The following is a 21,941-nucleotide window of genomic DNA, read 5'->3' on the forward strand; positions in this document are numbered from 1 at the left end:
TAATGAGAACGCAAAGTGTTTGGATCAAAAGAAGACGGAGAACAGTTGTGAAAGAATATGAAAACACTGAAAAACTGAGGTGCATTGTTGAGCCGCTGATCGGGTGGTATCAGGATCATAAACGGGTGCTTCCATGGAGGGAACAGAAAAATCCGTACTATATTTGGATATCGGAAATCATGCTGCAGCAGACCAGAGTAGAGGCAGTTAAGCCGTATTTTCAGCGGTTTATCACGGCGCTTCCGACCGTGGAGGATGTTGCACGCTGTGATGAGTCAGAGCTGTTGAAATTGTGGGAAGGACTGGGATACTATAACCGGGTACGAAACATACAGAAAGCCGCACAGAAGGTCGTAGAGCTCTATGACGGGAAACTGCCTGCAGACTATGATGCATTGCTGGGACTTCCCGGGATCGGTGATTATACGGCGGGAGCGGTTGCATCGATTGCATATCAGATACCGGTTCCGGCCGTGGATGGCAACGTCCTTCGGGTGATATCAAGGCTGACCGAAAATGAAGAGGATATTCTGAAACAGAGAGTCAGAAAGCGGATCCGGTCGCAGCTTTCGGAGATTATGCCGGCGGGGGCGCCCGGGGAGTTCAATCAGGCATTGATGGAACTGGGGGCGACAGTATGTGTGCCGAATGGGTCGGCAAAGTGTGGGGAATGCCCGCTTGCAGAGATGTGCGGTGCGAAGCTCCATGACCGACTGGATGAGATTCCGGTCAGGAAAAAGGCAAAGGAACGCCGTATCGAAGAAAAGACCGTTTTGATCATCCAGGACGGAGAGAAAGTTGCGATACGCAGGCGCCCGTCCGAGGGACTTTTAGCGGGGCTGTATGAACTCGTGAATTTTGACGGACATCTGAGTGAGAACGAAGTCCTGGAGAGAATGAAGGGATATCAGCTGACGACACTCCGTATCTTTCCGATAGAACAATCCAAACACATTTTTTCGCATGTGGAATGGAGGATGATCGGATACGTTGTAAAAGTTGCCGCGTTGGAGGGCAGCCAACATCTTGACATGATGTTTGTAGATATCCGTCATGCTGAAGAAAAATATCCTGTACCCGCCGCATTCGGTGCCTACGCGGCTTATCTGAATATGCGCCTGGGACAGGAAAAATATACAGGAGGAGAACTATGAAACTGTTGACAGTGACAGTGCCCTGTTATAATTCACAGGAGTACATGAGCACCTGCATAGAATCGTTGCTGAAAGGAGGAGATGAGGTAGAGATCGTCATTGTGGACGACGGATCCACAGACGACACACCGAAAATTGCAGATGAATATGCCAGAAAATATCCCTCGATCATAAAAGTGATCCATCAGGAAAATGGGGGTCACGGTGAGGCTGTCAATACAGGCCTTGCCAATGCAGGGGGGCTGTACTTTAAAGTGGTGGACAGTGACGACTGGGTGAGTGAATCTGCGTATAAGGCGATTCTGGAAATATTAAAGAAGTGTCTTGGCGGACCGGAAACACTGGATATGCTGATCAGCAATTACGTCTACGAAAAGGTCGGCGCCAGGCATAAGCGGGTGATGCGCTATCCGAACGCCCTGCCCCAGGGCAGGATCTTTGGCTGGGATGAGGTGAAGCCGCTGGGCAAGAGCCATTATCTGCTGATGCATTCGCTGATCTACCGTACGGAACTGCTGCGTGAATGTGGATTAAAGCTGCCGAAGCACACATTTTATGTGGACAATCTCGTCGCATTCATACCCTTCCCCTACGTGAAACACATGTATTATGCCGATGTGAATTTCTATCGTTACTATATTGGGAGAGTGGACCAGTCGGTGAATGAGTCAGTGATGATCAGAAGAGTAGATCAGCAGCTGATGGTCAACCGGATGATGATCGACTGCATGGCACAGCAGAAATCGCTGAACAAGCATGCGCGGAGTTATATGATGCATGCACTGTCCATCATTATGACGGTTTCGTCCGTCATTTTACTGCGGTCCGGAACGGATGAGAATCTGGCTAAGAAAAGTGAGCTGTGGAGATATTTGAAGGCCGCGGATGGCAAGACATATTTGAAACTGCGGTATGGACTGCTCGGGAGGACAATGAATCTTCCAGGCAAGGGAGGCCGTAAGTTTTCGATCACGGCTTATAAGATCGTGCAGCGTATCTACGGCTTCAACTAGGAAGCCGTGATACAAGACTGCTCTTGTAGAATATAAAGTATGTGATCATACACAGGATTATTCCCGTGATCACATCAATGAGAGAATGCTGTTTCAGGAATAGCGTTGAGGCGATGATGGCGAGCGTCAGAATCAGAGATGCCCATTTCAGCCAGCGGTCCTGCCGCAGCATTTTTGAATTTGCAAGAGCCAGATGAATGCACAGCGAGTTGAAGACATGGATACTCGGCAGCACATTTGTGGGGGTATCATGTCTGTAGAGAAGCTGCACAACGTCGGTGAAAATATTGTCATTGGCAAATTCTACAGGTCTGATATTCAGACCGTTTGGATAAACGTAAGAGACGATCAGAAACAGCGTCATGCCGCTGGCAAGACTGAAAAACATCTGATAGTATTCCCGTTTGTCCGGATTGATAAAAATGAAAAATAAAATGGCCACAAACATATATACAAACCAGAAAACATATGGGACGACAAAGTATTCACAGAAAGGAATCACATCGTTCAGAGGGGCGGAGATAATATGAAGATTCTCTACCGACCTGTCTTCCAGCAGGGCAAAACAAAACATATAAATAATGCCAAAGATCAATATGGTAAAGCCGTGTTTGTATTTGCGTATCAGACGCAAGAAAATCACTCCTTAGTCGTTAGTTTTTTGTAGGGCAGTCCGGGGTGAAGCGGTCAAAAATGACGGAGTCAAAATATTTCCGACTTTTCATGAGCGCACTTTCTGAGTGGATCGTCCAGGCAAATGCCGGAGTGCCAAAGCATTTGCGCAGAAATTTCAGGACAAGCAGGCGGGAGCCGCGGTCATATTCATAAGCGATAAAGTCCGGACGCCCGTACCAGTTGAACATCAGGTGCTCACTCAGAAACAGCAGGGGTCTGGGAGGATCTTCGACGGGATCGAAGCGGCAGGAAAGCTGACCGCGCACGACATCCGGCCGGTTCTTTTTATACCAGTGCAGAACAAAGGGGCTGAATGATTCGATGCAGTATTTTCCGCTGTAGTTCTGCAGAAGATCCGTAACGACGCTGCAGATTTTTGTATCGGTATGATGAGATTTCAGCTCTATAAGCAGAGGGACCCGGCCAGACACCAGAGTGAGTACTTCACTTAAGCTGGGAATGGCCTCGGCACTGCCGTTCAGGCGCAGCGCTCTCAGCTGTTCGCGTGTAAGGTCGCTGATTCTGCCATCGGTGCCGCACATGCGCCGCAGAGAGTTGTCATGAAAGATGACAGCCTCGTTATCCTTTGTGAGCTGTACGTCCAGTTCAATGGCAAAACCCCGGTTCACAGCACGCTGGAAAGCTGCTATCGAGTTTTCAGGAATCTCCTCCCCGGACCATAACCCGCGGTGAGCAAACATCAGGCCGCAAAAATCACTGCACTGCTGCTGCATGGCGGTACGGGGCATCAAAGCCAGCAGCAGAAGCACCAGCACAGATAATACCAACAACAGCAGAAACAAAGATAGAAACATGAGAATATGGCCTCCCGATTATTTGATGATGACACTCAGCTGTTTACGGAGACAACTGATAGTAAGGCTGTCCAGGCTTCCTCCGGATTCACCGTCCAGATGCACCGGCCGTTTGATGCTGGTGCTGATATGTACACTGCGGCATCTCAGAAAGAGGACTCCCCGCAGGTGCGTATGTTTTCCGAAAAATGCGGCAGGCAGCATGAGCAGCACCTTCAGTCTTGAGATACCGGATACAACCATGAGATCCAGAAAGCCGTCAGCTGAATTTGCAGAAGGACAAAACTTAAATCCACCGCCCTCATACTTCAGATTCATCGCAGCTGCAAACCAGACGTTGCAAAAAGAGGCACTGCGGCCGCCGTCCATGGAAAGGCGCAGATCAAACCGTTTAAAGAACAGCAGATGTCTGAGCGCAATGGATGCATAGGTCAGTTTGCCGAGTCCGAATCTGTTCAGAAAATCTTTGATCGGGGAAGCCAGCGCCTCATGACAGATACCTGCATCAAACCCAATGCCGCTGCTGATCACGAAACGGCGCTCCCTGCCTGATGCATGGCAGACTCCAATATCTATTTTTCGGATGACCTGTGGTTTCAGGATTGCCTGCAGTGCGGTGGGTACGTCTTTTGCCAAACCGACACCGCGTGCAAAATCATTGCCTGAACCGGTGGGAATGTACCCCAGAGTTATCTGTTCCGGGTGGGTCAGTCCGCTCACAATCTCGTTGAGCGTTCCGTCTCCGCCGATGGCAGCCAGAATATCCTCCTGCGTCAGTGTGTCGGAGAGCATTCGGGCCAGCTTCTTTGCATGACCACGGTATTTTGTCAGAAATGCCTGGTAGACGACCCGGCGTTTCTGTAGCTCCTGTTCTACCTGACTCCATATTTTGGCGCCCAGGTCCGAACGGGATTTTGGATTAATGATAAAATAGTACAAGGCGTATCCCTCCTCTTTAAGTATTTTAACAGCTGCTGTTATAATCGACAAGTGAATTAATTATAAAATGAAAGGATGACACTATGCTGCAATATATGGCAGGCTATCTGCTTATGATAAATCTGATAACACTTTTTGCTTACGGAATGGACAAACGCCGCGCACGGCTTGGAAAGTGGCGGGTAAAGGAACGCACCCTTCTGCTGCTGGCAGTGATCGGAGGTTCAGCCGGGGCGCTCCTGGGAATCTATGGTTTCCGGCATAAGACAAAGCATAAAAAGTTTACATTACTCATTCCGGTACTTTTGGCTTGCCATACGGTGCTGCTGATCCGTTTTTTCATGGAGTACTCCGGATGATAACTTTATGAACCGTGAGGGGATTGAGAGCTGAACGGATGGGATATAAAAAAATCGTGAGATGCTGATATTGAACGCAAAATTGCTTGAAAAGACATAAAAAAGACAGTTGAATGCTGTATTATGAAAAACAACGACAGATTCTGACAATTTTATTGATTTTAGCTTGAAAAGAAGGTATAACTATAATACATGGGTATACTTAACAGGACATATTATTTCAGACAGAAAAAGGGCGGGACAATCAGTGAGTGAAAAAAAGATTCTGGTATTTCCACTATCTCAAAGTCAGCAGAACATATGGAATCTGGAGCGAACATTTGCGGGGACATCGATAAACAATATCAGTACCACCATCCGTATCCACGGACGGATAGACTTTGTGCTTCTGCAGAAGAGCATTCAGATGGTTCTGGAAGCGGATATCTCACTCCGTACGCAGCTGACGATGCAGGACGATGTGCCGATGCAGTATCACGTTCCATACAGGGAACAGGCTTTTGAAGTATATGATTTTACACATACAAACGACAGAGGGATTGAAAGCTGGGAGGCGACCGTGAGCCGTGAGGTACTTCCTCTGCTTGACATGCCTTTGTATCGCTTCGTTTTATTCCGCTCGGGAGAAAACGAGGGCGGTGTCTTTATTAAGGTTCACCATATCATATCAGATGGCTGGGCGCAGATGCTGCTGTGTAACCGCATCGCCCGGTACTACCTGGAGCTTCTGGCGGGAAGAGAACCGCAGATCGAAGCTGCCCCGGATTACCGGCAGCATGTGGAGGAAGAGGAAAGATATCTGAACTCCAGGACGTACAGCCGCGACCGGGAATACTGGGAACAGGTTGTCAGACAGTCGGGAGAGCCGTCGGTCATCAAGTCGGTAAAAAGCGCAGCTGTCAGTCCCGTAGGACGCAGGCTGAGTTTTCAATTGCCGCAGACACTCAATCATGCAATCTACTCATACTGTATAAAAAATCGTGTCGCGCCATTTGCAGTATTTTATATGGCTCTGGCGATATATTTCAGGAGAATCGGAGGAGCAGTCCGGTTTACGGTCGGTACACCAATCGTAAACCGGACTAATTTTATCGAAAAACAAAGCACCGGAATGTTTGTGAATACCTTACCTTTTTATAATGAGATCGACGATGACTGGAGTCTTGATCAGTTCAACGAAGCATTGATGGATCAGTGGTATGAGCTGCTCCGCCATCAGAGATTTCCATTTTCGCATATTGTACAGCTTGCGGACAATTATGGCAGGGAAGACAGCAGGCTGTTCCATATCGCGCTGTCTTATCAGGACAGTAAGGTATATGAAAGTCCGGATGCATCCGTTACTTTTCAGGGGAGATGGCATTACAGCGGATATCAGGCGGAGCAGCTCTGTATTCATCTGAGCAATATGGAGGATCACAGGCAGTATTCCGTTGACTATGATTACCTGACACAGCTGTTTTCAGAGGATGAGATTTACCGGCTTCATGGGAATCTGGAGAATATTCTTCAGGAGGCACTCGGAAGCCCGTCAAAACCGATCTACCAGCTTGCAGTCCTCTCGAAAGAAGAGAGAGAGCGTGTACTTTATACCTTCAACCATACAGCCAGGACGCTGGAAGAAAAGTGCCTGTACGATGTATTTCGTGAAAAGGTCAGGGAACATCCGAATCGGGTAGCTGCCATCTGCGGCGGCGAAAGGATGACTTATGAGGAACTGGATCAGCGAGGTGCAGTTCTTTCCGCGCGGCTGCAGGGAATTCTTGGAGAGGATGCGGGCGTTGCAGCGCTGCTGCTTCCGAGGGATTTCTCACTCTTTACGGCACTGACAGGAGTACTGCATTCAGGAAATGCATATTTGATGTTGTCTCCTGAACTTCCGGCAGGACGGATACGATTGATTCTGGAGAAAAGCGGTGCGGGGGTTCTGGTCACACAGCGCGACATATATGAACAGCTGATAAGAGACGAAGTACAGACTCCGGTGATTTTTGCGGATGAGGTATATGCATCCAATTCCCCTGCCGACAGCAGGAGAGCTGCGATGGATGATCTTGCGTATCTTGTTTATACATCCGGGAGTACAGGCGAGCCGAAAGGGGTGGAGATCACACAGAAGAACCTGTTGAATTTCTGCCGTGCCATGACACCGGTCTACGGGAGGGGAGCAGTACTTTCCGTATGCAATACGGGATTTGACGCATTTACGATTGAAAGCACGGCAGCACTGCTGAACGGACGGACGGTAGTCCTTCCCAAAGATATGGAACAGGAATCCCCCCGCAGGCTCGCCGAACTGATCCGGGGATATGCAGTCGGATTTCTTTCCATTACACCGTCCCGGTTGACCGCGTTCTTAAAGGAACCGGTATTTTGCCGTGCGATGCGGATGATGGAAAGCATTGTGTGCGGCGGCGAGGCCTTCCCGGGAGAACTTTTAAAACAGCTCAAGACCTGTACCTGCGCCCGTATCTATAATCAATACGGACCGTCGGAGACGACAGTGGGCGTGACAGTTAAGGAGCTTGGAGACGCATCGGCGATCACGATCGGAAAACCGATGCAAAACTGCAGGATGTATGTACTTGATCCGTGGATGAACCCACTGCCTGCAGGGGTATATGGTGAGCTGTACATCAGCGGCCTCTGCGTCGGCAGAGGATACCGGGGGGATGAACAGCTGACAAAAGAGAAATTTACAGAGAATCCTTTTGAGACAGGGGAGATCATGTACGCAACGGGAGATGCTGCCTGCTGGACTCAGGATGGAGAAATCCTTCTGGCCGGCCGATTTGACCGTCAGGTCAAACTGCGCGGGCTCAGAGTGGAGCCCCAGGAAATTGCAGACTGCATCGCATCCTACCCGGGGGTCAAAGAGGCGGCTGCAAAAGTATGTGAGCTGAATGGACAGATGGTGCTGGCAGCTTATTATTGTGCGGATGAGGAAATTCCTGAGGTTGAACTTTTGACATTTGCAGCTTCCTATCTGCCGAGATATATGATACCCGCTGCTGTTATCAGAATGGAAAAGCTGCCGCTGCTTTCAAGTGGAAAGACAGATGAAAGCCGGCTTCCGCCGCCGGTTATGGGAAACAACATTGAGAGTGAACAGGACAGCGCGCTGGTCAGGCAGATCACATCCGTGTTTTGCAGGGTATTAAAACAGCCGGAGATCAAAGCAGACAGTGATTATTTCCTGTATGGAGGAAATTCCCTGAATGCCATGGAAGTGCTGGGCGAGCTTGAAGAGCAGACCGGACAGTTGGTCCGCGTGTCAGATTTATATGCCTGCAGAACTGCACGAAGGCTGGCACAGTTTATATGCAAAGAAGAAAAAGCGGGAAGCCCGTCCCGTGCGCAGCAGGAACACCTGAAACCTGCTCCCGCTATGGAACGTTATCCGCTGTCGCCGATACAACAGGGCATCTATGTGCAGTCGCGTATGGATGAGGGGGGACTGTCCTATCATATGCCGGGTGCTTTTCGTCTCCGGGAAGATGTTGATACAGGGAGACTGGAAGGCGCGTTCAGGCAGCTGATCGCAGAGGACCCGCTGTTTCGCACAGAATTTGTACAGGAACAGGAAGGGATTTTTGCGCGTGTCAGAGAACAGGTGGAATTTTCACTGCAGATACTGAGGGGCACAGATCTGTCTGAGGTAAGCAGCTCATTTGTAGTTCCGTTTGACCTGGCAAGGGCGCCGCTTCTGAGGGCCGGGATCCTGAAAGACGATGCGGGGGAGAACATCTTACTGATCGATGTCCACCATATCATCGGAGATGGGATGAGTACGCCTCTTATGATGTCGCGGCTGGAACGGTATTATCAGGGCGCCAGGCAGAAGATATGTGAATTAAGCTATCTCGATTTTGCATACGCTGTCTCTGCTAAGACAGACAGTAACCGGGAAACGGATAGAGCGTACTGGGAGGAACACCTGACTCCTCTGCCACAGCAGCTCATGCTGCCGACTGATTTTCCGCGATTGAAGACTTTTGATTTCAGAGGGGATTATTATGTTCATCGAATCCAGAGCGGACTCTCCAGAAAATGCAGTGAGTTCTGTGCAGAACAGGGAATCTCGCCTTACATGCTGTTCCTGGCGGCATACGGCATACTGCTTTCGGCGGTTTCCGGAAAACAGGATATGATAATCGGAACGCCGGTTTCCATGAGGCTGCACCGACAGCTGAAGGAGATCTGCGGGCCGTTTATCAACACACTGCCGCTGCGTCTGAAGCCGTGCAAAGCGATGGAGCCATCAGGGTATCTCCAGGCGGTGAAAGAAGAAGTAAATCATATGCTGGAACATCAGAACTGTTCACTCGAGGACATCATTTCAGCGCTGAAACTTCCCAGAACCTTTTCGGGGAATCCACTCTATCAGGCGGCATTTTCCATGCGGCCGTTTGATGCCGGTCAGCTGGTCCTGGCGGGGGGAGAGGCAACATATCTTCCTGTTCATACGCAAACGACGAAGACAGAGCTTTTTATTGAGCTGGTAAAAGAGCAGGAACAATACGAGCTTCATTTTGAATATGCTTCTTCTTATTTTCTGGAAGAAACGATCGCCCTGTACGGCAGATGCATGGAGAGCATCGTCGAAGGGCTTATAAAAGGAAAGACAGAGAAGATCAGTGAACTGCCGTATCTGATGGTAAATGACAGAATCTCACTGCTGGAACTGCCGAATTATCAGTTCCAGCCGTTTGCAAATCTGCCGATTCATCAGATGATTCAGAGAATTGCAAAGATTCAGCCGGACCATACCGCAGTGATCTGGCACGGAAAAACGACGACATATGAGCAGCTGATGAATCAGGCCGCCCGGATCGCGGCGGGCCTGGTGGCAGCCGGTGCAGAAAAAGGAGAACGCATCGGTCTTGCATTTGCCAGAACGCCGGCACTGTTTTCGGGGATGCTGGGTATTCTGATGGCGGGGGGCGCGTACGTTCCGATGCAGGCTTCACTTCCGCAGAAAAGAATCTGTTATATGGCGGAAACTGCAGGAGTACGGAAGATTCTGTGCGACAAAAAAAGCAGAGAAATGATTGCAGGGATACCGGGGATCATATGCCTCGATGCAGATGCTTTTGAAGAGAACCCGCAGGAGACGTATGTGCAGGTGACAGGAGAGGACCTGATCCATGTGCTCTTTACCTCAGGCTCCACCGGACGTCCCAAAGGTGTCATGATCCGACATCGCAGTGTCTCGAACCTGTACCAGGATATGAAACATGTGATGAGAGATATTGACGGCGCAGTTCTGTGTACGGCGAATGTGATGTTCGACATTTTCATAGTGGAGAGTTTGTTTCCGCTTGCGATGGGAAATCAAGTCGTGCTGGCGGATGAAGAGGAGATGCTGCTTCCATGGAGACTGGCAGATCTCGTGAAATGCACTCAGGTGCAATTTCTTCAGATGACTGCCTCCAGACTGGCACTGTGTTTTGGAAACAAGGCTTTCCGTGAAGCGGCACAGGAACTGAGACTGGTAATCGCGGGCGGAGAGAGCCTGCATCCGGGGTTCGCGGAAACATTTCGGGAATGTTCAGCTGGCAGACTGGTCAATATGTACGGCCCGACGGAGGCGACCGTGTGTACAACGATGGCGGAGATTCATCCGGGAGAAGCGATAACCATAGGCAGACCGCTCCCGAACTACCGGGTTTATGTGCTGGATGAGGAACGGCAGCCGGTACTGCCGACAGCATACGGTGAGTTATATCTTGCCGGAGAGGGAATTTCAGAGGGTTACGCCGGACATCCGGAACTGACAGAACAGGCGTTTTTTACCGACCTTTATTTTACCGACCAGAAAATGTATAAAAGCGGTGATATGGGCCGGCTTCGGGCGGATGGAAGTATTGAGTTTCTGGGCAGACAGGACGATCAGGTGAAAATCAACGGACAGAGAGTGGAGCTTACGGAAATTATGAATGTCATGCTGGAATCTAAACTTACGGAGTCAGCAGTGGTATTTCCGTCAGAGAAGCCGGACGGGTCATCACAGCTGTGCGCATATTATGTTCCGGCAGCAGGTGCAGAACACTCAGAAGTGAGGATGGAAAACTGGCTCCGTGCGTCTTTGCCTGCCTATATGGTTCCTGCCAGAATTCATACTGCCGATGTACTTCCTGTCACAGACAATGGGAAAATAGATATTCTGACGCTGAGACAGCGCCTGAAAGAAGAAACGGTACGTCTAACCGACATGGAACAGCCAAAAGAAGATGATCGGATCACGGAAAAGGTCCTGAATATCTGGAGCGAAGTTCTGGGATGCAGCGGACTGTCTGCAGACCAGTCATTTTTTGAGCAGGGGGGAACTTCACTTGGAGCTTTAAATGTGCTGAGCCGCTTTTTCAACGAGGGACTGGAAATGACCATGGCTCAGTTCTATGAGAATCCGACTGCACGCGGGCAGGCAGCATTGTTTGGAGGAGAGGAACACGTATCGGGGCGGAGAGATGCAGTATGCTATCCTGCTGTGGTTCCAGAAGCCCGGATACTGTCAACACCCGGACAGAAAGCAGTCTTTGTGACAGGCGCAACCGGTTTTTTCGGGGCTCATCTTTTATACGAACTGATCAGCAGCGGAGTACCTCAGGTTCTGTGCCTGCTAAGAGGAGCCGATAAAAAAAGGCTGTCAGATGCACTGACATGGTATTTCGGCGCTGGATTTGTTTCACGTGCGGGTGACCGGATACGGGTTGTTTTCGGTGATTTGGAACAGCCGCGGTTTGGAATGTCAGAAGATGCGTTTCGAAATCTGGCGGGTTATATCGATGTGATTTATCACTGTGCTGCGGATGTACGCCATTATGCCGCCGATGAAGCAGAGTTTCTGGAGAGAAACGTAGGCGGAACCAGAACGGTTATTGAGCTCGCCAGATATTCCAATGCCGTGCTTCACCATATGTCTACGGCAAGTATCGGAGGAGAATACCTGAAAGGGCAGCCGGATATGACAGCAGTCTTTTCGGAGCAGGATTTTTATATTGGACAGAACTGGGAAGACAATATCTATCTCAAAAGCAAGTTTCTGGCGGAGGCTGAAGTATACAGGGCAGTGGAAGAAGGGCTTCAGGCAAGAGTTTACAGACTTGGCAGAATCATAAACCGTTCATCGGACGGTGTTTTTCAGCGAAACCCGCAGAGTAACGCGGCATTTCTGCTGATGCGGGCAGTGAGAAAACTAGGCTGTATACCGGTATCCATGCAGGATATACCGGTCGATCTGACTCCGGTAGACTGGTGTGCAAGGGCAGTACTTGCGCTGCACCGGATGAAACGAACTACGTGCCACCTTCTGAACAGCAGTCCGCCTGCGATGATTCAGGTTGCACAGATCCTGGTACCCGAACTGTCGGTTATACCGGACGGGCAGTTTGACCTGGTTCTGTCAGACAGAATGAATGAGACAAACCGTGAAATACTGGCACCGCTGCTGGATTTCTGGAACCGTATGAAGCGGTCAAAGAGCACAATACGTGTGGTGTGTACGGAAACTCAGAGAGAACTGGCAGATGCCGGATTCACGGAAAGAATACCGGAATATGAAAAACTGCTCATTGGATTAACTGCAAATTTTGACGATTAATTTTGAGGGGTCAGGAACATGATATCAGATTTTTCAGCGACAATTTTCATAACGGCTCTGATAGCCATTATCATATTCTTCATATGGAGTTATCAGGTAAGAAATCTTCAGCTGATCCATAAGTTTTATCTGATGCTGGCAGGTTCTTACGGATTGTGTGTGATCGCACTGATCGGCATGAAGATGACAGCCCCGGATAATAAACCGGCGCTTATCTTCTGGGATGCATGGACGAATATCATGGGGGCTTTCATGCCTGTGTTCTGTCTGTGTATTGCATTGATCTTTGTAAAAGGGTGGGAACAGATGCCCCGGCGTGCATGGTGGCTGTTTGCTGTACCGACGCTCACCAGCATTATCGTGTGTACCAATCCTCTCCACCACCTGCAGTATCAGGTGTTTTCCGTGATACGCAGTGAGATCATCTTCGGACCGTATATTGTGGTCACAGGACTTTACAGCTGGATGTGTCAGGTTGTCTCTCTGGTATTTATGATCAGTTTTGCATTCCGCAACCGCAGCAGACTGTACCTGATGCAGTGTCTGATGTTCTCATGCGGATGCGCATGTCCGCTGCTCGTGAGCATTCTGGCCACGACAACATCAAACATGTCGATTGCCGCGACTCCGCTCAGTTTTATACCGACCATCATGCTGAACGGGATTGCCATATACCAGCTTCATATACTGGACATTAAACCAATTGCTGCACAGAGAGTACTCGACTGGATATCTGACTGTTATCTCGTGCTGAGTGATAAGGGCGTGGTCATCAGTTATAACCAGCCGTTTGAACGCATTCTGGCTTCGCGTTACGGGATCGTTGAAAACAGCTATCTGAGAGACTGCGTGAAAGAAGAAGATGTTTTTAAGAAGACGGCCATTTATAATCTGATGACAGCCATCGAATCGTGCAGGAACGGCGGTTCCAATATCTCCTATGAACAGGCGATGACAGTGAAACGTGATTCGGGAGTGCATAAGATCTATTATGTTGTGGACGTGACAGCGCTGTATATCAAGGAAAAACTGTCTGGGTTTGTCGCCATTTTTAAAGATGTTACACAGCTGAAAAAGAGCATGCAGCAGGTACAGGACAGCCAGGCGAGGATGATGGAACAGGAACGGCTGGCTTCTCTGGGACAGATGATCGGGGGTCTGGCACATAACCTTAAGACTCCGATCATGAGTATCTCAGGGTGTATATCGGCGGTGGAAACACTGGTGGAGGAATGTTTGGAGAGCCTGGATGATCCGGGGGTAACTGAGGAGGACTACAGGGAGATTTACGGGGAAATGTCAGAATGGTTTGACAAAATGAGAGAATCTTCCTCGTATATGTCTGATATCATAACAGCGATTAAAGGGCAGGCGGCCAGTGTCAATACATCTGAGGAGGCTTCGTTTACGACGGAAGACCTGATCAAAAGAAGCATGCTGCTGATGCGGCATGAGCTGACCTCCAGCAGCTGCCGGGTTGTGTTCGAGAACAGTGACCGTGCATATTTGATTCGCGGAGATATCAACAACCTGGTACAGGTTCTGAATAATCTGTTGTCCAATGCTGTGTATGCACAGAAACAGGTCGGCGGCGGTGATATTACGATTGGAGTGGAGGCAGACAAAGAGCTGCTGAAGGTTTTTGTAAAGGATACCGGACCCGGCTTTGCGTCAGGTATCAGAAGACGGCTGTTTAAGGAGATGGTGACAAGCAAAGGGGCCCATGGGACTGGACTTGGTTTATATATATCTGATGCGGTGGTTCGCGGGAAGTTTGGAGGTTCCGTCTGGGTAGAAGATAATCCGGAAGGCGGAGCAGTCGTAGGTTTTACCATACCGTTTGAAATGAAGGAAGACAGCGATGTTAAGGATACAAAAGGGGGCATGAGACATGAGACGCAGTAGGGACACCGTACACAAAAACATTTCAATTTTAACGCTGGATGATGATGCGATCATGACATCCACTCTGCAGGCTTATTTCCAGCGCTCAGGGTATGATGTGGATGTGGAAAATGATCCGTACCGTGCGATCGAAAGGGTGAAAAACGGGAAGTATGATATTCTCCTTTTGGATTTTCTGATGTCACCTGTATGCGGTGACCAGGTTGTGGAACAGATACGGTCGTTTAACCGGGATATTTACATTATTCTTCTGACAGGGCACAAAAGTATGGCGCCGCCGCTTAAGACGATCCGTGAACTTGAAATTCAGGGATATTATGAAAAAAGTGACCGGTTCGACCAGCTGGAGCTTCTTGTGGAGTCCTGCGTTAAATCCATTTTGCAGATGAGAACGATACAGAACTATAAAAACGGGCTCTCACTGATGATGGATGTACTTCCTCAGATTTATGATCTGGATGCCACGCAGTCTGTGTGCGGCAGTATTCTGGAAGCAGCGATGCGGATCTTCAAGGCGGAGAGCAGTTTTATTGTTTTAAATGAGATGCCGTACAAATTCATGGAGGCAAACATACAGAAAACGACTGGGACAATCTCAGATGCCGAGATCGCGGAAATTATCCGGGATGTTGAGTTTGGTGAAAGACTCACAGAGCAGAAGGGAAATTATCTTCTCGCAGCGATTGAGAATGAGAGACATCAGGCGATTGGCATTCTGGGCATTGGTCTTAAAAATAAAACAGAATATGTGCAGGTGCAGCTGATGGAAATATTTGCAAGACAGATTTCTTCTGCTCTTCATAACAATCAGCTACACTTGCTTGTCAGTGAACAGAATCAGGAACTGACGAGGGCGTATGCGCAGCTGAATGAGAGCTATATGGAGATTATCGGTGCGATGCGTACGATCGTTGATGAGCGGGACATCTATACAAGGGGTCATTCAGACCGGGTATCCTGCCTGGCAGAGGCGCTTGCACGGCAGATGGGAAAAGATAAGAAATTCATTGAACGGGTTAAGCTGGCGGGGCTGTTCCATGACATTGGAAAGGTTGGGATTTCTGACCGTATTTTGCTGAAGCCGGAAAAGCTCACTTTTGAAGAGTATGCGGATATCAAAAAACATTCTGATAAGGGAGCTAAGATCCTTGCCGCTATCACGCTGTTTTCTGATATCGTTCCCATCGTGCATGCACATCATGAGCGCATCGACGGAAAGGGATATCCCGATGGACTGAAAGGAGATGAGATCCCGGCTGAATCGAAGATTATCGCTGTGGCTGATTCATTCGACGCCATGACTTCCAATCGTCAGTACCGGAGTAATATGACACTGGGACAGGCGATAGAGGAATTGAAAAATGGCAGCGGAACACAGTTTGCGCCGGAGGTGGTGGAAGCGTTTTTACAGCTGTGCGAGGAGTGCGGACAGGACAGGTTCTGCGACATGTATGCAGTGAAGGAGGAGAGGTTATAGAATATGAAAAAATTCCCATTAAATGAGAGAACGTATTATGATACTTTTGATGCATTTATAACCGGTATAGCGGAGAACTTCAGCGATCTTCCGGCTGTCACGTGGTTTACCAGGAAACAGGAGGAAAAAAATAAGACCTTCAGAGAGCTTACCCGGGATGTGACGGCGCTACGTAACGTGTTGTGTGCCAGAGGATTTGCCGGCAGTCATATAGCGATTGTCGGAGAAAACAACTACAGCTGGATCGTGACTTATCTGGCGGTTGCATCGTGCGGCGGAACCGCCGTATGCATTGATGCCGAGCAGTCCGATGAGAGCATCTGGCAAATGCTTGAGATGGCGGATATTGAAGCCGTTTTTGCATCAGAGCCGTGTATGCCGATCTGCAGGGCAATGCCGAAGGAAAAATCTATAATCAGACTCTATGTACTTCTCAGTGATAAGAGCAGCGGCCAGACGGAACATGTGCAGGAGCTATGTCAGGAAGGGATGAAACTTCCGGAGGGAAAGTACGCCTCTATCACGCCCCGCCAGACAGCAGCGATCGTGTTCACATCGGGAACGACCAGCATATCGAAACCGGTGATGCTCAGTCATCAGGCGCTTCTTCACAATGCAAGCTCATCGAGTGTCTATGTATCGGCGGAAGAACGTGTCTTTACTTCCCTTCCGTTTTATCATACGTATGGGATGACGTGTGCGGTGCTGGCAACGTTGGTGCGCGGAGCGCACCTGTTTATCAACGGAAATCTGAGGACTGCAATGCGGGATCTTCATCTTGCGCGGCCCGACTCCATGCTGACCGTACCCCTTATGGTGGAGGCTATCCACAACCAGCTCTGGCTGAATGCGGAAAAAGAAGGGAAAGCAAAAGGACTGAAGAAACTGATGAAAATACAGAGCATCTGCAGAAAACTTGGTATCACGAAGCAGAATAAGATCCTGGATGAAATACGTGAAAAGTGTGTGGGAAGCCTGCACATTATCATCTGCGGAGGAGCCCATCTGAGTAAAGAGATAGCGGAAGAATTTCAGCTCCTCGGTGTCACGGTCCTGCAGGGATACGGGATCACAGAGTGTTCACCGCTGGTATCAGTCAACAGCAATTACTCATGTCAGCTGGATTCGGTCGGTTACGTCCTTCCGGAGACAGAGGTAAAGACCGTGGATGAGGAGATCTGGGTCCGTGGAGTGGGCGTTATGAACGGCTATTACAAATCGAAGGAACTTACGGATGAGGTCATGGAAGGAGAATGGTTCAAAACGGGGGATATGGGCTATCTCGACAAAGAGGGATTTCTCTATATTACAGGCCGTAAGAAGAATCTGGTAGTTTTTAAAAATGGAAAGAAAGTATCTCCTGAGAAACTGGAGGAGAAAATCGGAAATATTCCTCTGGTAAAAGACGTGCTCGTCTATGGTGCCGTCAGCGGTGCCTCGGCGGATGATGTGAAGCTGGCAGCCAGTATCTATCCGGAACCGGGCAGGTCGGAGGGTATGTCATCGTATGAAATACTGGAACAGCTTCAGGATGAAATCAATAAAATCAATGCCAAGCTTCCTCTTTATCAGCAGATACAGATGGTAAATATCCGTGAACAGGAATTTTCGAAAACTGCATCTCAGAAAATCAAGAGGCATCTGGTTTAAGGAGTGAAAAAGATGCTGGAATTTATAAGGAATATTGTGTTTCAGGTGACGGGAAAGGACAAACTTACATATGATACCGATTTCGTGCAGGATTTGGGACTGAATTCTTTTGACATTATGAATATCGTCTGTGCGTTTGAGGATTATTTCGACACAGAGATCCCAAACAGAGATGTCTGGCAGCTGCATCAGGTGAAAGATGTGATCGCGTATATGCAGCGTCGCGGTCTCACCGAAATCTGATCGGAAGGGCTGTACCGTCCGTGGGTGTGCCACAGGACGGTACGGCTCATTTTTGTTATAAGAATATCGCATAAATTTCAAGAACTGTGGAAAGATAAGAAAAAGACATTGCGTTAAGTGGAATAAAATGGTATACTATGGATGTCGGAAATCTAAGGTTGAAAATCTAAGAAGTGTTAAAAAAGAGGAGAAATAAAATTGAATACTAATATTTTCAGGGATATGTCCTATGGTGTTTACGTCGTTGGAACAATGGATGGGGAACGTCCCACAGGATGTATTGCCAACAGCGTGATGCAGATCACAGCGTCTCCGGCGACGGTTGCTGTCAGCATGAATCATGACAACTATTCACAGCAGTGCATAGAAAAAAGCGGTGTTTTTTCTTTTTCAATTCTGGCGGAGGATTCAGAACCGTCTATTATCGGAACATTCGGATTTCATTCCGGCAGGGATACTGACAAGTTTCAGGATATTTCGTATGAAATGAAAGAAGGCGCTCCCGTTGTTTCAGATTCCTGCGGTTATGTTGTCTGCAAAGTGATTGACAGGATGGAGACTTCAACCCACACGGTTTTTCTTGGAGAAGTAGTGGATGCGGATACGCTGGGAGAGGGACGCAAGGCGATGTCCTATGCATATTACCACAATGTGATCAAAGGAAAGAGTCCGAAGAATGCACCGACTTATCTGCAGGAAAACGAGCAGGAGTCCGAAGATAAACAGGTATCCAGATATGTCTGTGAAGTGTGCGGTTATATCTATGAGGGCGAAAGCCTGCCGGATGATTATATTTGTCCGGTATGTAAAGTCGGGGCGGATAAATTTAAAAAGGTAACATAAACAGCTGGTGCGGTTTTCAACCCGCACCAGCAGATTTTAACATATGAAAGGAGTATTACATATTATGGCTGAATTAAAAGGAAGCAAAACAGAGGCAAATCTGCAGACGGCATTTGCAGGAGAATCACAGGCGACCAACAAGTACAGATACTATGCGTCACAGGCTAAAAAGGACGGTTATGTACAGATTGCATCAATCTTCGAAGAAACCGCAAATAATGAAAAAGAGCACGCAAAAATCTGGTTTAAGCTGCTTCATGGCGGTAAAGTCGGACCAACAACAGAGAATTTGAAGGATGCGGCTGCAGGAGAAAACTACGAATGGACTGATATGTATGCGACATTTGCCAAAGAGGCAAAAGAAGAGGGATTCGACCAGATCGCTGCACTGTTTGAAGGCGTAGCTGCAGTTGAAAAAGAGCATGAGGAGAGATACCGTAAACTTCTCGCCAATATTGACGGGGGCATTGTCTTCTCAAGAGACGGCGATATGATGTGGCACTGCTCAAACTGCGGACATATCCATTTTGGAAAAGAAGCGCCGGAAGTCTGTCCGGTATGTGCTCATCCTAAGGCTTATTTCCAGTTGAGAGCCGAGAATTATTAATCCGTACTGAAATATATAGATGTAAACGTGTAAGACCATATGCTGGCTGGATTTTTTGCATATGGTCTTTTTTTGTCTGAAAACAGACAGATGCAGCGCCTAAAATAATAAGCAAGAATGATAAAAAAATGAGAAAGAATGATTATTTACATTGCCAGGAAATACAGGTATAGTTAGGTTGTGCAGTATCTATACTCACAACAGCAAAAACGAATATGATGACAGGAGGGCTAAAATGGCAAAAAAGATACGCGTAGGTATCCTGGGACTGGGCCGCATTGGAAAGATGCATGCGAGAAATATCCTGACAATGAAAGAGTTTGAAGTGGTCGTGGGGGTTGATCCATTTCTGACGGAAGGCCTGGAGCAGGAGATGAAAGAGATTGGGGTGCCGAAGTGCTCAAAGGATCCGGAAGATGTGTTTGCAGATCCGGATATTGACGCAGTGGTGATCTGCTCTATTACTGAGACACATTCAGATTTTATCATCCGTGCAGCAAAAGCCGGGAAAGATATCTTCTGTGAAAAACCGATCGATCACAATGTGGAACGCATTCTGGAAGCACTTCGTACAGTCCGGGATGCAGGTGTGATTCTTCAGGTGGGGTTTATGCGGCGGTTTGACAGAAATCACGGTAAGCTTCAGCGAATGGTTGCGGAAGGCAGGATCGGAGACGTGGAGATGCTTAAGATCACGTCGCGTGATCCAGACCTGCCTCCGATGAATTATATCAGGGATTCCGGCGGAATCTATGTGGATATGATGATTCACGATTTTGACATGGCGCGCTTTGTCGTGGGCAGTGAGGTGACAGAAGTCTTTGCCGCAGGAGCCGCCCTCTGTAATCCGGAAATTGAGGAATTCGGAGATGTTGACAGTGCCGTCGTGACCCTGAAATTTGAAAACGGTGCGATCGGGGTGATCGACAACAGCAGGCGCTCCGGTTTCGGACATGACCAGCGCATAGAGATACTGGGATCAAAGGGATGCCTGATGGACAGCAACGAACCGGAGTCTAACGTCGTTTATTATCACAATGACGGTTACTGCGGGGACAAGCTGCCGTGGCATTTTATCGAGCGGTATGAGGGAGCTTATTTTACAGAGCTTCGCGAATTTGTGCAGGCGGTTCTGGAGCGCAGGCAGCCCGCAGTGTCCGGAATCGACGGACTGCAGTCCGTGCTGATCGCGGAGGCGGCGGCGAAATCTGCAAAAAGCGGAAAATTGGAAAAGGTTGAGAAAGTTACAGTGTAGCGGAGAGGAGAAGAGGAATGGAACTTAGATTTGGTATTGTTGGAGGCGCAATTGGAGCTTTTATAGGAGATGTGCATCGGCACGGGGCGCTGATGGATGATATGGCAGTGCTCAAATGCGGCTGTTTTTCCAGAAACCCGGAAAAGAACCTGGCAACGGGAAGAAAATGGCACATTTATGATGAGAACAGAATCTATAAAGATTACAGAGAGATGGCCGAGTCCGAATCGAAACGCGAGGACGGCATTCAGTTTGTGGCGATCACGACACCGAATGTCAGCCATTATGAGATCGCAAAGTGCTTTATGGAACACGGGATCCATGTGATGTGTGATAAGCCGCTGGCGTTTAACCTGGAGCAGGGAATCGAGCTTGAGAAGATTGCGAAAGAGCGCAACATGCTCTTTGGCCTGACCTATACATATACGGCGTATGCGGTGATCCGCCAGGCGAGAGAGATGATTAAGCATGGTGAGATCGGAGACATCCTTCACGTTGTGACGGAGTATCCGCAGGACTGGCTGATCTCTGCGGTTAACAGTGACAGTTCCGATCAGGCAATGTGGCGCCTGGATCCCGAGATCGCGGGGGAGTCCCTGTGTACGGCGGATATCGGGACACATCTGGAGCAGCTGATCGTCCAGATGACAGGTCTGGAAATAAAACGGGTGCTGGCACGATTTGACACGTATCCGAGAGATCTTCCGCTGGAGACGAATACCACGATCATGCTGGATTTCGGAGATCAGATCACCGGAACACTCTGGGCCTCCCAGATAGCCATCGGCTACGAATGCGGCGTTAAGATCCGTGTGTTCGGAACGAAAGGTTCGCTGGAGTGGTGTCATGAAGCACCGGGAATCCTGAAATATACGAAGGTGAATCAGCCGACCCAGATCATGTCGGCGAACAGGGACTACATGTATCCTGAGAGCCAGCGAATCAGCCGGATCCCTGCAGGACATCCGGAAGGGTATTTTGAGGCGTTCGGAAATCTGTACCATGCGTTCTGTGAGCATCTGATGGCACGCCTTGAAGAGCGTGAACCGGAAACTTATACGTATCCGACGGTAGAGGATGGTGTGAAAGGGCTTCGGTTTGTGAAAGCCTGCGTCGAGAGTAATAGAAACGGAAATGTGTGGGTAGAGGTCCAGGACGAAGATGACAACTAAATAACAGAAAGCAATGAAATGCGAAACGCCGTCATACTCCTGTCAAGGAGTGTGGCGGCGTTTCGCATTGCTGTGTCACCGTGAAACCTCGTCAATGATATTCTCTGTGGCATACCGCCTACAAAGTAATATGAACACAGCAATATAGATGAAGTTTAAAGCAAAAATGTGTATGGTCATTTTTGCGCAATGAATGATAAAATGTAAAAAAATAAAATAAGAGACCAAATA

15 protein-coding genes are annotated in these 21,941 nt (G+C 48.6%); 12 read left to right on the forward strand and 3 right to left on the reverse strand.

Annotated elements, in window-relative coordinates; all coding sequences use genetic code 11:
* Window positions 1-47 precede the first annotated feature (47 nt).
* Both mutY and NQ502_RS15550 read left to right on the forward strand, forming a co-directional pair.
* Window positions 48-1,154, forward strand: a complete 1,107-nt coding sequence (gene mutY / locus NQ502_RS15545; protein WP_242830204.1) for an A/G-specific adenine glycosylase — start codon at window positions 48-50, stop codon at window positions 1,152-1,154.
* Window positions 1,151-2,167, forward strand: coding sequence for a glycosyltransferase family 2 protein (locus NQ502_RS15550; protein ID WP_028527469.1), 1,017 nt, complete (start codon window positions 1,151-1,153; stop codon window positions 2,165-2,167). Before mutY ends, NQ502_RS15550 begins: the two co-directional genes overlap by 4 nt.
* On the opposite strand, the gene NQ502_RS15555 is transcribed toward NQ502_RS15550, so the two are convergent.
* The 3 genes from NQ502_RS15555 to NQ502_RS15565 are packed head-to-tail and all read right to left on the reverse strand — an operon-like array spanning window position 2,160 to window position 4,596.
* A complete protein-coding gene (locus NQ502_RS15555) occupies window positions 2,160-2,801 on the reverse strand; it encodes a phosphatase PAP2 family protein (RefSeq protein ID WP_044982943.1) in 642 nt (213 codons plus the stop codon). The two genes, NQ502_RS15550 and NQ502_RS15555, sit on opposite strands and share 8 nt — an antisense overlap.
* A 19-nt stretch (window positions 2,802-2,820) precedes the next feature.
* A complete protein-coding gene (locus tag NQ502_RS15560; protein WP_044982942.1) occupies window positions 2,821-3,657 on the reverse strand; it encodes a glycerophosphodiester phosphodiesterase family protein in 837 nt (278 codons plus the stop codon).
* Between the two features lie 18 nt (window positions 3,658-3,675).
* Window positions 3,676-4,596: a diacylglycerol/lipid kinase family protein gene (locus tag NQ502_RS15565; protein WP_028527466.1), complete on the reverse strand. Its 921-nt coding sequence runs from the start codon at window positions 4,594-4,596 to the stop codon at window positions 3,676-3,678.
* Window positions 4,597-4,679: 83 nt separating this feature from the next.
* Here NQ502_RS15565 and NQ502_RS15570 point away from each other — a divergent pair, with 83 nt between their 5' ends.
* The 10 genes from NQ502_RS15570 to NQ502_RS15615 all read left to right on the forward strand — a co-directional run bounded on the left by NQ502_RS15570 (window position 4,680) and on the right by NQ502_RS15615 (window position 21,710).
* A complete protein-coding gene (locus tag NQ502_RS15570) occupies window positions 4,680-4,955 on the forward strand; it encodes a DUF1294 domain-containing protein (RefSeq protein ID WP_028527465.1) in 276 nt (91 codons plus the stop codon).
* Window positions 4,956-5,202: 247 nt separating this feature from the next.
* The gene (locus tag NQ502_RS15575; RefSeq protein WP_049898021.1) at window positions 5,203-12,558 is read left to right on the forward strand and encodes a non-ribosomal peptide synthetase; all 7,356 of its coding nucleotides are present in this window, start codon (window positions 5,203-5,205) and stop codon (window positions 12,556-12,558) included.
* 18 nt (window positions 12,559-12,576) lie between these two features.
* Window positions 12,577-14,463 (forward strand): histidine kinase N-terminal 7TM domain-containing protein, encoded by a 1,887-nt coding sequence (locus NQ502_RS15580; RefSeq protein ID WP_049898020.1) that lies wholly within the window; start codon window positions 12,577-12,579, stop codon window positions 14,461-14,463.
* Window positions 14,450-15,940, forward strand: a complete 1,491-nt coding sequence (locus NQ502_RS15585; protein WP_044982941.1) for an HD domain-containing response regulator — start codon at window positions 14,450-14,452, stop codon at window positions 15,938-15,940. Before NQ502_RS15580 ends, NQ502_RS15585 begins: the two co-directional genes overlap by 14 nt.
* 3 nt (window positions 15,941-15,943) lie before the next feature.
* The gene (locus NQ502_RS15590) at window positions 15,944-17,590 is read left to right on the forward strand and encodes an AMP-binding protein (protein ID WP_049898019.1); all 1,647 of its coding nucleotides are present in this window, start codon (window positions 15,944-15,946) and stop codon (window positions 17,588-17,590) included.
* A gap of 12 nt (window positions 17,591-17,602) precedes the next feature.
* Window positions 17,603-17,833 (forward strand): acyl carrier protein, encoded by a 231-nt coding sequence (locus NQ502_RS15595; protein WP_028527464.1) that lies wholly within the window; start codon window positions 17,603-17,605, stop codon window positions 17,831-17,833.
* Between the two features lie 198 nt (window positions 17,834-18,031).
* Complete coding sequence (locus NQ502_RS15600) at window positions 18,032-18,676, forward strand: flavin reductase (RefSeq protein ID WP_028527463.1); 645 nt, start codon at window positions 18,032-18,034, stop codon at window positions 18,674-18,676.
* 64 nt (window positions 18,677-18,740) lie between these two features.
* Window positions 18,741-19,283, forward strand: coding sequence for a rubrerythrin (gene rbr / locus NQ502_RS15605; protein ID WP_028527462.1), 543 nt, complete (start codon window positions 18,741-18,743; stop codon window positions 19,281-19,283).
* Between the two features lie 235 nt (window positions 19,284-19,518).
* Window positions 19,519-20,538 (forward strand): inositol 2-dehydrogenase, encoded by a 1,020-nt coding sequence (gene iolG, locus NQ502_RS15610; protein WP_028527461.1) that lies wholly within the window; start codon window positions 19,519-19,521, stop codon window positions 20,536-20,538.
* Window positions 20,539-20,555: 17 nt separating this feature from the next.
* A complete protein-coding gene (locus NQ502_RS15615) occupies window positions 20,556-21,710 on the forward strand; it encodes a Gfo/Idh/MocA family protein (protein WP_028527460.1) in 1,155 nt (384 codons plus the stop codon).
* Window positions 21,711-21,941: the final 231 nt, after the last annotated feature.

The organism is Ruminococcus gauvreauii (genome assembly GCF_025151995.1).
Classification (GTDB): domain Bacteria; phylum Bacillota; class Clostridia; order Lachnospirales; family Lachnospiraceae; genus Ruminococcus_G; species Ruminococcus_G gauvreauii.

What these genes read in the sequence shown, in the direction of transcription:
- NQ502_RS15590 (WP_049898019.1), top strand. Translation starts at nt 15,944, where the DNA reads ATGAAAAAATTCCCATTAAATGAGAGAACGTATTATGATACTTTTGAT.
- NQ502_RS15615 (WP_028527460.1), top strand. Translation starts at nt 20,556, where the DNA reads ATGGAACTTAGATTTGGTATTGTTGGAGGCGCAATTGGAGCTTTTATA.
- rbr (WP_028527462.1), top strand. Translation starts at nt 18,741, where the DNA reads ATGGCTGAATTAAAAGGAAGCAAAACAGAGGCAAATCTGCAGACGGCA.
- NQ502_RS15595 (WP_028527464.1), top strand. Translation starts at nt 17,603, where the DNA reads ATGCTGGAATTTATAAGGAATATTGTGTTTCAGGTGACGGGAAAGGAC.
- NQ502_RS15580 (WP_049898020.1), top strand. Translation starts at nt 12,577, where the DNA reads ATGATATCAGATTTTTCAGCGACAATTTTCATAACGGCTCTGATAGCC.
- iolG (WP_028527461.1), top strand. Translation starts at nt 19,519, where the DNA reads ATGGCAAAAAAGATACGCGTAGGTATCCTGGGACTGGGCCGCATTGGA.
- NQ502_RS15550 (WP_028527469.1), top strand. Translation starts at nt 1,151, where the DNA reads ATGAAACTGTTGACAGTGACAGTGCCCTGTTATAATTCACAGGAGTAC.
- NQ502_RS15585 (WP_044982941.1), top strand. Translation starts at nt 14,450, where the DNA reads ATGAGACGCAGTAGGGACACCGTACACAAAAACATTTCAATTTTAACG.
- NQ502_RS15560 (WP_044982942.1), bottom strand. Translation starts at nt 3,657, where the DNA reads ATGTTTCTATCTTTGTTTCTGCTGTTGTTGGTATTATCTGTGCTGGTG.
- NQ502_RS15570 (WP_028527465.1), top strand. Translation starts at nt 4,680, where the DNA reads ATGCTGCAATATATGGCAGGCTATCTGCTTATGATAAATCTGATAACA.